This is a genomic window from Balneolaceae bacterium (assembly GCA_034521495.1).
In the GTDB taxonomy this organism is placed as follows: Bacteria; Bacteroidota; Rhodothermia; order Balneolales; family Balneolaceae; genus Rhodohalobacter.
The window spans coordinates 198,511-213,007 of the sequence record JAXHMK010000021.1 but is presented as its reverse complement, the minus strand read 5'-3'; the positions used below and the strand labels follow the sequence as shown (position 1 = coordinate 213,007).

The following is a 14,497-nucleotide window of genomic DNA, read 5'->3' as shown; positions in this document are numbered from 1 at the left end:
TATTATGAACAAAAAATTAAAAAGAATTCTCACTCTATTTATTCTTTTCTGTCTTCCTGTTGGCGGTTTGATTCAAGCACAACTCGTTAAAGATCTTAGCAGGCAAATGGAAATCCCGAATATTGTAAACCTTCAAAGTTCAGAAACTCATCTTTACGCACTGTCTGAAAGTGATGGATTAGTAGTTTTTCGTGCTTACAGTGATTCGCTGCAATGGCTCTACTCCTCTACCGGAATGCAGCAACGGGGGCACATCCTGGAAAGCGACATCCGTTTTGCATACCTCTATGGCGACTCCCGCAGGTTAACTGTTATTGAACCAACATCTGTACTGGGCGTCTACTCTTCAACTGTTCTGCCCGATGTACCTCGTTCGGCAATACGCATCGGCAACGAACTGTACATAGCCCTGGGCAATTCCGGTTTTGGCCGAATTAACCTCGAAACACCGGAAAGTGTTGATTCCGAAGTAGAGATAATCCATAAAACAACATCTCTTGATTTAGTATCTGACGGCGGACAAACTGTTTTCGTACTCCAGCAAGAAGGTATAATCGGTGTCTACACCGTTCGGGAAGGAGAAGTTTCTCTGAGCGAAGAGTTACAGATTGGAAAAAATTTAGACAAACTTTTTTTAGTGAAAGGTGAACTGATGGGATCTGACAATAATGGCAATATTTTCATGATCAGCTCGAATGGCCAAACCGACCCGGTTGCAAATGTAGAAAATGCTGTTGATAAAATTTCAACATGGCAGGATCGAACAATTGTAAGAACCGTTACCGGGGATATTTGGATTGGGGATGCCGCCGGAAATTTCAATCTCTGGAAGTCGGGAGACCGGGCAGGAAATTATTTCGCAGTGACCGAAGGTACATTCTGGATCTCTGAGTACAATAAAATTTTCCCGATTATAGAGCAAGCCGATCAACAAGAGATGGCTAATAATTCTATTTCCCCAAACTCTTTTGCACTGAGTGAAATTGAAGATGTAGTACTTCCATATCCACGGCCGCTGCTATTACCGATTGAATATGAGGGAGATATTAGAAGTGAAAACGTTTCTCTGAGTTATAATGCATCGTTTAACAATGCGCAGATTCGAGGAAATACGTTTTACTGGCAGCCATCAGCCACTCAAACCGGCCGACACTCCGTTACTATTACTGCTTCTTTGGCTGATGGACAAACAGACAGTACCCAGTTTGTTATCAATCTCAGGCCGTTTAATTCACCACCACGATTTACTCCCTCCCGCCCCATCTCCATACCCGTTGGCGAAGAGTTTGAATTGGGAATCTCGGCAGTTGATCCGGATGGCATGAACCAATCATTAATTCGCTATCTCGGAGTGGATATGCCAAATGGTGCACAGATCAACGAAAAAACCGGCCGATTCACATGGAATCCTGATATCAGACAAGTTGGCGAACACAGCTTTCGGGTAATAGCCACAGATCAATATGGAGCAGCTTCTTCCCAGGATTATTCCATCAAGGTGGTTGAACTGTCAGCACAAACCGGAGATGAAGAAGACCTTTTTGAACAGTGAGCAGTTTTTCGGACAAGATTGTAGGTTGGTATCAAAAAAATAAAAGGGAGCTGCCCTGGCGAAAAACCGACGATCCCTATAAAATATGGATCTCGGAAATTATGCTCCAGCAAACCCGGGTTGATACGGTTATTCCATATTACAAACGTTTTCTAAAGCAATTTCCCACAGTTTATGACCTGGCCGGTGCCGATCAACAGGATGTTTTAAAATGCTGGGAAGGCCTTGGCTACTACAGCCGCGGAAGGAATCTGCATCACGCTTCAAAAGAAGTTGTAGATAAATTCGGCGGTGAACTTCCCTCTACGTGGGATGAAATAACATCTCTAAAAGGAATTGGTCCTTACACAGCTTCGGCATTGCTCAGCATCGCTTTCCAAAAACAATATGCTGTGGTTGATGGGAATGTAATCCGGGTCCTCTCCCGTTTTTACGGCATCCAGGATGATATCAGAAAAACTACTACAAAAAACAGGATTCAGGAACTGGCAGATGAGCTAATCCCAAAGGAAAATCCGGGCGACTTCAATCAAGCTGTGATGGAATTGGGAGCCACCGTATGTACACCACAGAAACCGAGTTGCAGTGCCTGTCCTCTTTCTGTTGATTGTATAGCTGCTAAAAGTGCCCAAACCAATGTAATTCCCTATAAATCTCCTGCTAAGAAAGTGCCCCATCACCAAATAGCTGTTGGACTCATTCTCAATCAAAATAATGAACTACTCATCGCTCTTCGGCCCAATGAAAGTATGCTTGGCGGATTGTGGGAATTTCCGGGTGGAAAACAGGAAAAAGATGAAACTCTGCAAGAAACTACAGCCCGCGAGTTAAAAGAGGAATTGGGCATTGAGGTTGAAGTCTTCTCAAAATTCCAGGATCTGAAACATGCCTATTCACATTTTAAAATTACGATGCATGCTTTTTGGTGCCAGATTAAAAGTGGTGATCCAAAACCTAAATCGAGTCAAAAAATAAGATGGGTTTCTTTGGATGATATTGATCAGTTCCCTTTTCCAAAAGCTAATAAAACCCTCATTGAAGGTTTGAAGAAACTGGACAATGACGACCTCTCTCACTATTTAAATAACTGATGTACTCTAAACCGTTACGACAGCGATCTCTACAAGGTCTACGGGATATTAAACCGTATCTCGACGAGATTAACGACAGAGTAGAAACAGCTGATTATATTACCGATGATCCGGTTCAATTTATTCACGCTTTTAATCAAAAAAAAGACCAGGAGATCGCCGGGTTTCTTGCAGCTACAATGGCCTGGGGACGCCGGGATATAGTGATTTCAAAAGTTGAAGATCTCTTAAAACGGATGCAGCATGATCCGTTTCGATTTGTGATGAACTACTCTCAAGCTGAATTTGGACGACTTCAAACCTTTAAGCACCGCACCTTCAAGCCAATTGATATGCACGGAATATTTCTTGGCTTGAAAAATATCTATACCCATTTTGATGATTTCGAATCATTTTGGAACAAGTGCTATCATCAGTCAATAGCTGAAAACCGGCCATTAATGGCTCTTTTCCACCATAATTTTTTTGATGGGTGTGATGATCTTGCCAGCCGCACACGGAAACATATTTCCAATCCTGAGAAAGGGAGTACTTGCAAGCGTTTGTATATGTTTTTACGATGGATGATTCGAAAAAATAGCCCCGTTGATGCCGGAATTTGGAATTTTATGGAGCCGTCTGAACTGTTGATTCCGTATGATGTTCATGTATCCCGGCAGGCTAAAAAGTATGGTCTCGTATCCCGGAAAAGCAATGACTGGAAAACGGTCAATCAACTTACAGAAACGCTAAAGATTCTAAATCCCGAAGATCCTGCACGCTATGATTATGCACTATTTGGTATCGGTGCTCTTAACCATTCACTCCCTAATAGATTTATTCTAAACCGTGTTTAGATGGTCATCCAAATATCTAAAAACCGGTTAACGGCAAAAATAAAATATCCAACAACAGATATAGAAAAACTCTCCAAAACCAGAAAAAAAATACACCCAAGTGTATACGATGAAAGTATTTGAATCCAGCTTCTCACATCTTCTATCAAAAAATATCTTTCATAAATTCTGAGTATTACAATTCCCACCAAAATAAGCGGCAAATATGTAGTAACAGCGGAATCGAACAGAGTTGATGGTGCTATAAACCAGATTGGTACTAACACTACTAAAGCAATAACCGAAGTTCCCACGGCATAAGAACTCAGTATCAGGTTATAATAAAAACCACTTATGTTATCACGAAAGAAAAATAGTCCCGTTATCGCCAGGGAAGGTATTAAAAGCAGAAACATCAAAAGAGGTAACAAAAAGGTGGATAATTTCAGATCTGCATATTGAATCCAATATGTAAGTTGCTGGTATTGGTCAATTTCCCTGCTAACAAAATCGGCAAGTATAGGTGTCCTGTAGCCTAATAAAAGTGAATAAAGAATCATTATAATTATCACTCCAACCAATCCATAAGAAAACGGGTGCATATAATTGGTTTTCTCTTCAAGAACAAAACTATCCACCACATTTTCCGGGTTGATAAGCATCTCTCTAAATGTTTTTACATACTCCATTTAATTAATAAATCCTTCAAATATCTTTAAAAATTTTATCCTTAATATTTTGGTGAATAGATCTTTTTTTGAATAAAAGAATAATATCCCAAAAAAATTAAAGATGTAAAGAACTGTGTGTCAATTTAACAAGGCAAATCAAGATGAATAAATGCTATCTTTTTTACTGATGAAACTATTTTTTTCTGAAAACTATTTTTATATTAGGTGTCTGTGAAAATTTATAAAAAATAAACATTAGATATGATCGGAGTTAACGTAAAAGACAATGAAAGTATAGATCGCGCGATCAACCGTTTCAAAAAAATGGTTACGCGTTCTCGAATACTTAACGAATACAAAGAACGGCAGCAGTATACAAAGCCTTCTAAAGAGCGAAGAGAAGCTCTGAAAAAAAGTATTCGCGAAGAACGAAGACGTCAAAGAGAAAACTACTAAAAGAGTTTAAAGAAATTCCGAGATAGTAGCCGCGGTATCAATTTTAATATTACTTTCAACCGCGGTTCCACTCTTCGATAGTAAAGCTCTTTGAATTCCCATCTTCCCCGCCTCCCGTATACGTTGTTCTACATTTGCAACGTTTCTGACTTCGCCTCCTAAACCAACCTCACCGATATATACGGTATTTTTATCTATAATCTGGTCTTTCAGGCTGGATGAAAGTGCAGAAATTACGGCGAGATCGGCTGCCGGATCGGTGATCTTTAACCCGCCTGCTACATTCAGATATACATCCTGGTCGCCAAAATGGAGACCGGCTCTCTTCTCGAGAACGGCAATCAAAAGAGACAACCGCCTTTGATCGAACCCGCTGGCTGTTCGCTGAGGTGTTCCATAGCTGCTCGATGAAACCAATGCCTGTACTTCTACAAGTATGGGGCGTGTGCCTTCCATTACACAAGCAACGGCGTTCCCGCTTACCTGCAGATCTGAATCTGATAAAAACAGCTCAGAGGGATTTGTAACTTCCTGGAGTCCACCTTCCATCATCTCAAAAACACCAACCTCCTGAGCCGGGCCAAATCGGTTTTTTATACAACGTAATAAGCGATAGAAGTGATTCTTATCTCCCTCAAAATGCAGAACTGTATCTACCATATGTTCCAAAATTCTGGGTCCGGCAATATCACCTTCTTTGGTAACATGGCCAATCATGAGAGTGGTAATATTCTCTTTTTTGGCAATCTGTTGCAGCAGTGCCGAGCACTCACGAATCTGGCGTATGCTCCCCGGAAGACTTGTCAGTTCATCACTGAAAAGAGTTTGAACAGAATCAATAACCAACAGATCTGGTTTTAATTTTCTGGCTGAATGGATGACCGACTGGACATCTGTATTTGAGCTGATATAAAGGTTTTCGCCTGTGAGTCCAATTCGGTTAGCTCTTCGCTTGATTTGCGATTCGGATTCCTCTCCCGCGATGTAAAGAATGGTTAAGTTCGGGCTATTTTTTGCGGCTTGAAGCATTAGCGTGCTTTTACCGATTCCGGGGTCACCGCCCAGTAACGTAAACGAACCATCTACAAAACCACCGCCAAGCACGCGATCAAACTCATCGAGATTACTTGAAACTCTTTCCTGGTGTTCGGTTCCTACATCCGATAATCGAACAGCTTCAGTATTATCAGAATCAGATATCTCAACTTTATGCTTTTTTGAACTCTTCTTTTTCTCACGTTTTTCTGAAAATGCATTCCATTCTCCACACTTTGGGCATACTCCCAACCATTTTGGGGACAGATGACCACAATTTCCGCACTCAAACTGAATCTTCTCTTTAGCCATCACTTTCTAATTCATCAACTGGAATTTGTTCGTCCGTTTCAGATAGTCTTTGATCTACTGAATCGTTTACATACCAGATCATTGCAAATATGCCCAGCCCAATACTGGAATAGTAGGTAATAATTCTCCATGTAAACACAGCTAACCCAATAAATGCTTTACGATCAATTAACGGACCTAAAAATATTGCAAACAATCCTTCAACACCGCCTGATCCACCCGGTGTAGGAATCACAAGAAAAGCCAGATTCATAGCCAAACTTCGCAAAATCAATAGAATCTCATTCGCAGGAAGAAGGCTAAGAACCACAATAACGGGCAGGGCAATTTTGCACAACCAGGTCATTGTAGAAAGATAGAAGGCCTTAAGTACAAAAGTATATGGCTTTTTTTTCAATAACTTTGAATAACTCTCCAGGTTTTCTGTCTCCTCATGTACTTTGTCGGAATATTTTCTCAAAAAAGGAAGTTTAAAAACTACACTAATCACTTTTTTAATAGCAGAAGGATTGATCAACAACCCATATGCGAGTAATGCTCCATACAGTAATAATCCCGTGTAGATCAAAACCATGGAAATATTTCCAACCAAGCCAATCTCTTCCGGCAGAACTTCGAAATAAACTCCCGAAATTAGTAAAATTGGAACAGCCAGTGCATACCATAATTGGTCTAACAACACACTGTAAAGCATAATTGCAGATGACTGCCCTAACTTAATTCCCTCGCGAGTCATAGCAAAGGTTGCTACAGGTGCTCCTCCAATTGTGGAAGGAGTTACGGCGGAGGCAAAATCCCAGGTGAGAGCTATTCGAACGGCTGCCATCTTGCCTATCACCTTATCAGCGAGATACCTGATTTTTGCAGCACTGAAATAAACTCTCAGTAGTGTTACAGCAATTGCTATTCCCAAACCCGGCAGTCTTTTTGGCTTCAGATGCTCAAGAACACCGGGAGTATAGGTCAAGTAAATAACAATTCCCATACTGATGACACTCAGAGCGATGGAGATCGCCAGGTACTTGATTGAAATCAGAGGACCGCTTTGTTGGCTATGTTGAATTGGTTTCGACAATCGGCTGAATTATGCGTTCAAAACTCTGAAATATACTGAAAGGCGGGGTAGAGAATAAAAAAAATGCCGGACTTTCTAAGCCCGGCATTGAATAGAGATAATAATGAAATTATCAGGCGATGGTTATCTCATCATTGAGATACACATCCTGAATGTAATTTAGCAGCTTAATACCTTCTTCCATTGGGCGCTGGAAAGCTTTCCGGCCACTAATGAGTCCCATTCCACCAGCTCGTTTATTCACAACAGCTGTTGTTACTGCCTGTGAAAAGTCGTCTTCGCCGGATGCGCCACCTGAATTAATTAATCCTGCACGCCCCATGTAACCGTTGGCTACCTGGTAACGAGTCAGATCAATAGGATGATCCGTTGTCAACTCATCATAAATTCTTTGATCGAGTTTACCATACGAAGAATCACCAGAGTTCAGAGCAAGATATCCACCATTGTTCGTTGGAAGCTTCTGCTTCACAATATCGGCTTGAATTGTCACACCAAGGTGATTTGCTTGTCCGGTAAGATCGGCAGATGCGTGGTAGTCGGTACCATCTACTTTAAATGCAGAGTTTCGTGTGTAGCACCAGAGTACGGTTGCCATTCCAAGCTCATGCGCATATTCAAACGCCTGGGCAACTTCTACAATCTGTCGGGATGATTCCTCGGAACCGAAATAGATTGTTGCTCCAACAGCAGCAGCACCCATATCATAAGCCTTATCGATTGATCCAAACATAATTTGGTCATACTTGTTTGGATAGGTTAACAGCTCATTGTGATTAATCTTCACAAGAAATGGAATCTTATGAGCATATTTTCTTGAGACTGATCCTAATACCCCAAAAGTAGAAGCAACTGCATTACATCCTCCTTCAATAGCTAATTCAACAATATTTTCGGGATCAAAGTAAGCAGGGTTCTTGGCAAAAGAAGCACCAGCACTATGCTCAATGCCCTGGTCTACCGGTAAAATAGATACATAGCCGGTTCCGCCAAGTCTACCATGATTTAAAATTCGTTGCAGATTTTGGAGAACACGATTCCCCCTGTCGGAATGGTACCAAACATCATCAACATAAGTTGGTGATGGTACATGTAGTTTTTCTTTTGGAATGGTTTTACAAACATGAGTGAGTAAGGAGTCGGCATCTTCCCCCAATAGTTCTTCTATACTTGATTTTTCAAGTGTCATTATATTTTGCTCCTGTATTGGTTAAAATTTCGTTTGACACCATTAATATACATGTTAATTCGACAATTGGCTATTTATTGAGAGCTATATACACTATTGGAAGCGCTTTGATTTACGAAAATCCAACAGATTTAGCAGTACATTTAAAAAACCCTTACTTTTGTAGTCTTAACAAAATTACAGTATGTATATAGATCAAATCAATTTAGGAAAGCAACCTTTGCTGTTAGCCCCTATGGAAGATGTAACAGATTCTCCGTTTCGGCAGATCTGTAAACAGAAAGGGGCTTCGGTTGTGTACACAGAATTTATCAGTTCCGAAGCCATTATCCGGGCTTCCGATATCGCCATGCACAAGATGCACTTTGAAGAATCTGAACGTCCTTTTGGGGTACAGATTTTTGGGGGTCGCGAAGAAGCCATGGAGGGCGCTACAAAAGTAGCTGTTGCAAATAATCCGGATCTTGTGGATATCAATTTTGGGTGTCCGGTTTACAAGATCGTAAAAAAAGGTGCCGGTGCAGGCTGCCTGAAAGATCTTGGAATGATGGAGCGCATGGCCGGAACTGTGGTTGATGCCGCCGGTGATTTTCCCGTCACAGCTAAAACACGACTTGGCTGGGACGACCGAACCATCCAAATTAGCGAAGTCGGCTTGATGCTTCAAAATGTTGGTGTGAAAGCGTTAACCGTTCATGCCAGGACACGATGCCAAAAATATAAGGGCGATGCCCGCTGGGAATACCTTAAAGAGCTCAAAAACACACCGGGACTTGAAATTCCCATCATTGGCAATGGTGATATAACCTCACCGCAACTTGCAAAAAAAATGTTTGATGAAACAGGTGTTGATGGTGTGATGATTGGCCGGGGTGCCATCGGCAATCCCTGGATTTTTGAACAAACACGGCATTACCTGGAAACCGGTGAACTTCTTCCTGATCCAACTGTCGATCAACGATTAGCGCTGTGTGCCGAGCACTTACGTTTTTCTGTTACTCATCATGGAGAACAGTATGGCGTGATCATCATGAAAAAACACTACGGACAATACCTGAAGGGAATTCGAAACAGCCGCAAACTGCGCGGAGAGATTATGCAGGAGAAAGAGATGGACCCTATTCTGGAACTGCTGCTTAATTTCAAGGAAGAAGAATTATACGCGGTGGCTTAAATTTTTTTGGGCTCCAAATAGTTATTTAGTATATAAAACAGAATGCTTATTCTTTCTAAAATAATCTATTATGCAAACTCCCATTAACATAGATAAACTATCCAGAGAAGAAAAATTACAGCTTATGCATGTAATTTGGGAAGACCTGGTAAAAGATGAGAAACAGGTCCAATCCCCGAAGTGGCATGAGGAGGTGTTACGTGAAACAGAAGAACGTGTACGCGAGGGAAAAGAACATACGATAAGCTGGTCTAAAGCAAAAGAGGAGCTCAGAAAACGCTTTGAATGAAAATTAAAATTCTTAATTCGGCTTTAGAGGATTTGCATAAAAGCAGGCTTTTCTATGAAGAACAAGATGGTGGATTGGGAGAATATTTCTTTAACTCACTGTTTTCTGATATTGACTCTTTAAAACTTTTTGCCGGGGTACACATCAAAGTCTTTGGTTTTTATCGAAAATTGTCTCAAAAATTTCCATATGCCATCTATTATAAAATTAAAAACTCAACGATTGTTGTATGGAGAGTTCTGGATTTGCGCCGTGATTCCGAATCAATCCAGGATGCCTTACGTTAATAAGTTAGGACTTATTATGTGGTACTGAATTACTCGTCTTCTCAAAACAGGTGGTAATGCCTATCTCTTCTACTCCAATCCTTTCCGATATCTGTTGGGGCTTTGCTTGTACTATTGATCCCATACGCCATATATCTCCTTTGGGGATCTCTGTTTGTTCTAATACTTGCCACTTTTGGAGTTTACTTTTTATTCAAACTGATGAAGTCAGCCTTCAAAAAGAAACCTTATTCCTGAATAGATGTAATTAATCCCAAGAATAAACAAGGGTTCGGCATTGGATAAGAATGTTCAATAATGCACAACCAGATTTTATCTAATACAGAAAAGTGCTTTTTGTTGATGTGCTTTTTTCGCCCCCTTTAACAGATCAATAATTATACTTGTATCAACGATCATCTAACCCAAGCCTTTTCAACCTTCTCCCCCACCCTTCGCGCAGATCCCGTACATCAGGGATATCATCTTCATCTCGGTCTTTCCATATACCGGCAGCCGCATTCAATTTCTTTCTCTTTTCTTCCAGTGTCATATCTGCCACATACTGGTCAATTGCCTCCCTGATAATATTGCTTTTAGTCGTATTTCTCTCCGCAGAAAGCTTTTCTAAGGCTTCTTTTTCTTCTTCGGTGATATAGATCTGAGTTCGTATCATATATAGTTAACGAATGAAATGATGTATGCACTATACATCATATTACCAAAGCAATCAACGATACCACTTCAAAGCGTTCAATTCAATTTTTGTTAATCCTCAAAATGGGCTTAAATCAGCTTCAATCAGGTAACCACAATCTCATCCGTGTAGATCTTGGCGGGACGCCCAGCTCTGATGTGCCAGGAAGGCATCTCAATGGGGCTCTCGGCATGCACTTTAATAAACCGGGCACGTTTTGAATTCAACTCTGTCCGAAAAGAGTGCACACGAATATCTGTAATTCCGGGATTGTTATCGGGATTTGGATCATGTGGATTTTCAATTCGTACCGGTTCCTTATAGTTCTCGCCATCAACCGATAACTGGTACTCCACAAATATCGGCAGGATTGTTTGGTGCCATTTGGGTTGTGCCTGTGCATTCAGAAAATCCATATTAATGGTTTGAATAGGTTGAACCTCCCCTAAATCAAGAATAAACTCCATATGTTCTCCCTCATATCCAACCCAATTCACACCAATTTTATCCGGGAATCTCCATGATTCATCGGACCCAAAAACACCATCAGTTAATGCCTCTGCTCCTTTCGTATGCTCGCTTGAAGTTGTTATAGGAGTAATCTTTTTATGGAGAGATATCGCATTTTCCACTTCGTCCATCTTATCAAATATTCGCTGATATGCCCGCAGGTATTCATCTGCTGTTGTGGTTCTCTCACGGATACGATTCACCCCATATTCCTTACAACGATTCACAAACTGATGCACCAGCTCTTTCATTTCAGGCTTAACGATAATCCTTCCCTCTTCATTATGAGCGAACATACTTCGGGGTGTATCCACTTCCGTGCGGCCAATTTGTATCTGAGCGAACATCAATGGAAGTCTGGCGATTCTCACTCTTCGCAATCGTTCTGAATCTCCTTCCACTACCTGTTCAGCGTTATCAAACATCTCCTCATACTGCTTCATCAAATCGGCTGATAAGTATGTATCTTTTGCGTCAATTGGAGAATCAAAAATCTTCAATTCGTGGTTACTGGCCAATAAAGCTTCTTTCATTGTATCGATATACTGTCGGATGTAAATACCGGCATCTCCATAATAACCTTCAAGAAAATCATTCATGATCAGATCCTCATTGGCATCTGGATCCCACATCAGTTTGTTGATCAGGTACGATCTTAAACTCGCCATTTCACTTCCGGCTTGAGACGTCGCCTGCATAAACAGCGAATCTACATTGTTCTCTTTGTAGAATTTAATATTCGGTTTTAGCGTATGAAGATTCGGAAAGGGACTCACCGGATTGGCAAACTGAATGTTATAGTCCCAAATTAAAATTCTGTCACTGATTTTTCCCCAATCTTGTAAATCATTCGTGAAAGAGGGAGCTGTTTCAAATATTGGCCTGTGACGAGCAGGCCCTATCGGGCAGAGCATAATATTGACATTCGATACCGGTTTGATATTTTCCGGTGCTTCACGAGTATACCAATATGCCAATGTGGATATAATTTTATCCGGAAACTCTTTGGCCACTTTATTTACAAAATAGATAAGTGAACCGCTTGGCACCCCATATTTCAGATCAGATCGTGTGCCGCCGTACTTTTTATTTAGTTCTGTACAAGGGCCGCATGTGCAATACTGATCGTTATCTTCCGGGCTAACAGACCAATATAGTGGTTCTGGATTTTCAGCTATTTTCTTCCTCAGGTTTTGAACTACGACCTCCAGGACCTCCTCATTCGACAGGCACAATTGGGTACTTGGATTACGCTTGCCATCTCGCCATGAGTAATATTCAGGATGGGACTCGGCATACTCTTCCGGCGGTACCAGCTCAAAAAAAGTATGCACAAACATACCCCACGATTCACTTCTGCTGTCAAGTCGGTGCCAGTCAAAAATATCTCCATCATCCTTATCGTAGTAAGAGGTCTGGCGATAATTCATTCCGGGAACTTCAGTCGACTCGTCCGCAGGAATCTGAACAGACTCAATTTTTGGCACATACGTACTCACCGGATCATACTTACGAAAACCCAGTGCTTCCAGAAAGCCATAAACTCCATAAAGCACTCCCTTCTCTGTACCGCCTGCAATTACCAGATTCTTCCCCAGGGTTTTGAATGCATATCCATCCTTAGCGAGTTCTTTGTAATTGATATCTATCTGCTCGGCATATCGGGTGCGACCAATATAGATCGCCTGATCCCCCCGGTACGATTCTTCATCAATAACCGGAAAACTGATCTCAGCTTTCTCAAGATATTTCTTAAGCTGTTGAGCAGCTTTCTCTTCTATCGGATTTTTGTTGCTCTGCCTGAATACAATCTGATATTCTTGCGCTTGTGATCTGCCTGAATTTTCATCAGATAATAACGCAGCCCTCAGTGCAGATGGTAACAACGTCAACCCGCTGGTTATCAAAGTCGATGCTTTTAAAAAATCTTTTCTTGAAACCAATCTCTCTTTAAAATCCTCATCCATAACAATGGCTACCTAAAAGTTTCTATTTCTGATATTTTAATAAAGCATCCTATTTCATAGAAAAAATAGTCGTTACACTACATGCTCAAATCTTACATTTTTTCAGAATTCATAAATGGTTTTAATACATCCGGCACAATAACATCCCCATCTTCGGTTTGATATGTTTCCAAAATAGATGCCACAATTCGCGGCAGTGCCAACCCAGATCCATTTAAGGTATGTAAGTATCTCCGTTTTCCCTTTTTCATTTTTAAACCGAAGCTGCATGCGCCTCGCCTGGAAAGATCCAAAATTGGAGCAAGAGCTAACTTCCAACCATCGTTGTTGTCCCGGACTCCACACTTCAAGATCGTATTTTTTGGTTTGGGTAAAGCCCATATCGCCGGTGCACATCAAAAGGGTTCGGTAGGGTAATTCCAGTTTTTTAAGAAGGGATTCAGCGTACTCTCGCAGAGATTCCAACTCATCATCAGAAGAATCGGGATGGACAATTTTAACCAATTCTACTTTATCAAATTGATGCAGGCGGTTCAAACCCCGAACATCTTTCCCATAGCTCCCGGCTTCTCGTCTCCAGCATGGAGTGTAAGCGGAATAGTAAACCGGCAGATCATCCGGCGAGAAGATTTCATCCCGGTGAAAATTGGTTACCGGAACTTCAGCGGTTGGAATCGCAAAAAAACCGTCTCTCGGAATGGTGTACATCATATCTTCCTTATCAGGGATCTGGCCGGTTCCGCGAGCAGAATCTTCATTCACAAAATAAGGAGCTTGCATTTCGGTATATCCCTGCTCGGATGCCTCATTCAAAAAGTAATTGATCAGTGCACGCTGAAGCCGGGCCATCGGTCCTACATAAAACGGAAAACCTGCACCCGTTACTTTAGCTCCCCGTTCAAAATCGATCCAGCCTTTCTCTTCGGCAACTTCCCAGTGCGGAAGCCGCCAATCCTCATCGGCTGGTTCTCCCCATGTCAAAAATACTTCGTTATCCTCTTCAGAGTGGCCCACCGGAACAGATTCATCAGGCACATTGGGAATTTGATAGAGAAGTTTATCACGCTCCTTATCAAGTACAGTCAGCTTATCTTCAAGTTCTTTAATCTCTTCTTTATTATCGCCAGTTTCTTGAATCAGCTTTTGGGCTTCCTCCTTTTTTCCCTGTCCCATCAACTGGCCAATTTTTTTGGCTTTCCTGTTACTCTCCGCTCTCAAATTATCAAGTTCGGTAACAACACTTCGCCATTCTTCATCTTTTTCAAGAACTCGATCCACAATTGAGCTGTCCGGCTCCCCCTTGTTTTTCATCCCTTCCTTCACAAGATCAACGTGTTCACGGATAAATGTTACATCCAGCATATCTGTTCGTTTTCAATTTTTTGATTCGTATTTTGA

Annotated in this window: 14 protein-coding genes; 7 read left to right on the top strand and 7 right to left on the bottom strand. The window is 41.3% G+C overall.

Features of this window, described 5'->3' with window-relative positions:
* Nucleotides 1-4 precede the first annotated feature (4 nt).
* Genes U5K72_19155 through U5K72_19145 form a run of 3 tightly spaced genes read left to right on the top strand, consistent with a single transcriptional unit; the run spans nucleotide 5 to nucleotide 3,479 of the window.
* Nucleotides 5-1,552, top strand: coding sequence for an Ig domain-containing protein (locus U5K72_19155; GenBank protein ID MDZ7720946.1), 1,548 nt, complete (start codon nucleotides 5-7; stop codon nucleotides 1,550-1,552).
* Nucleotides 1,549-2,643, top strand: coding sequence for an A/G-specific adenine glycosylase (gene mutY, locus U5K72_19150; protein ID MDZ7720945.1), 1,095 nt, complete (start codon nucleotides 1,549-1,551; stop codon nucleotides 2,641-2,643). The genes U5K72_19155 and mutY overlap by 4 nt, the downstream gene beginning before the upstream one ends.
* Nucleotides 2,643-3,479 (top strand): TIGR02757 family protein, encoded by an 837-nt coding sequence (locus U5K72_19145; protein ID MDZ7720944.1) that lies wholly within the window; start codon nucleotides 2,643-2,645, stop codon nucleotides 3,477-3,479. The genes mutY and U5K72_19145 overlap by 1 nt, the downstream gene beginning before the upstream one ends.
* On the opposite strand, the gene U5K72_19140 is transcribed toward U5K72_19145, so the two are convergent.
* On the bottom strand, nucleotides 3,476-4,147 hold the full coding sequence (locus U5K72_19140) for a hypothetical protein (protein ID MDZ7720943.1): 672 nt from the start codon (nucleotides 4,145-4,147) through the stop codon (nucleotides 3,476-3,478). The two genes, U5K72_19145 and U5K72_19140, sit on opposite strands and share 4 nt — an antisense overlap.
* Nucleotides 4,148-4,390: 243 nt before the next feature.
* Here U5K72_19140 and rpsU point away from each other — a divergent pair, with 243 nt between their 5' ends.
* On the top strand, nucleotides 4,391-4,585 hold the full coding sequence (gene rpsU / locus U5K72_19135) for a 30S ribosomal protein S21 (protein ID MDZ7720942.1): 195 nt from the start codon (nucleotides 4,391-4,393) through the stop codon (nucleotides 4,583-4,585).
* A gap of 6 nt (nucleotides 4,586-4,591) precedes the next feature.
* On the opposite strand, the gene radA is transcribed toward rpsU, so the two are convergent.
* From radA to U5K72_19120, 3 genes are all read right to left on the bottom strand, one after another.
* On the bottom strand, nucleotides 4,592-5,932 hold the full coding sequence (radA, locus tag U5K72_19130) for a DNA repair protein RadA (protein ID MDZ7720941.1): 1,341 nt from the start codon (nucleotides 5,930-5,932) through the stop codon (nucleotides 4,592-4,594).
* Nucleotides 5,925-7,007, bottom strand: a complete 1,083-nt coding sequence (locus tag U5K72_19125; GenBank protein MDZ7720940.1) for a lysylphosphatidylglycerol synthase transmembrane domain-containing protein — start codon at nucleotides 7,005-7,007, stop codon at nucleotides 5,925-5,927. The genes radA and U5K72_19125 overlap by 8 nt, the downstream gene beginning before the upstream one ends.
* A gap of 112 nt (nucleotides 7,008-7,119) precedes the next feature.
* Nucleotides 7,120-8,196 carry a class I fructose-bisphosphate aldolase gene (locus U5K72_19120; GenBank protein ID MDZ7720939.1) on the bottom strand — a complete coding sequence of 359 codons (1,077 nt, stop codon included), beginning with the start codon at nucleotides 8,194-8,196 and terminating at the stop codon, nucleotides 7,120-7,122.
* Between the two features lie 184 nt (nucleotides 8,197-8,380).
* On the opposite strand from U5K72_19120, the gene dusB reads away from it, so the two are divergent.
* From dusB to U5K72_19105, 3 genes are all read left to right on the top strand, one after another.
* Entirely contained in the window at nucleotides 8,381-9,370 is a 990-nt protein-coding gene (gene dusB / locus U5K72_19115; GenBank protein ID MDZ7720938.1) for a tRNA dihydrouridine synthase DusB, read from the top strand.
* A gap of 70 nt (nucleotides 9,371-9,440) precedes the next feature.
* Nucleotides 9,441-9,659, top strand: coding sequence for an addiction module protein (locus U5K72_19110; protein MDZ7720937.1), 219 nt, complete (start codon nucleotides 9,441-9,443; stop codon nucleotides 9,657-9,659).
* Nucleotides 9,656-9,946, top strand: a complete 291-nt coding sequence (locus U5K72_19105) for a hypothetical protein (protein MDZ7720936.1) — start codon at nucleotides 9,656-9,658, stop codon at nucleotides 9,944-9,946. The genes U5K72_19110 and U5K72_19105 overlap by 4 nt, the downstream gene beginning before the upstream one ends.
* 388 nt (nucleotides 9,947-10,334) lie before the next feature.
* Here the strand turns inward: U5K72_19105 and U5K72_19100 are convergent, their stop codons facing one another.
* The 3 genes from U5K72_19100 to serS form a co-directional block, all read right to left on the bottom strand.
* On the bottom strand, nucleotides 10,335-10,601 hold the full coding sequence (locus tag U5K72_19100) for a ribbon-helix-helix protein, CopG family (protein MDZ7720935.1): 267 nt from the start codon (nucleotides 10,599-10,601) through the stop codon (nucleotides 10,335-10,337).
* Nucleotides 10,602-10,726: 125 nt separating this feature from the next.
* A complete protein-coding gene (locus U5K72_19095; GenBank protein ID MDZ7720934.1) occupies nucleotides 10,727-13,099 on the bottom strand; it encodes a DUF4838 domain-containing protein in 2,373 nt (790 codons plus the stop codon).
* Between the two features lie 102 nt (nucleotides 13,100-13,201).
* Nucleotides 13,202-14,461: a serine--tRNA ligase gene (gene serS, locus U5K72_19090; GenBank protein ID MDZ7720933.1), complete on the bottom strand. Its 1,260-nt coding sequence runs from the start codon at nucleotides 14,459-14,461 to the stop codon at nucleotides 13,202-13,204.
* Between the last annotated feature and the right edge of the window lie 36 nt (nucleotides 14,462-14,497).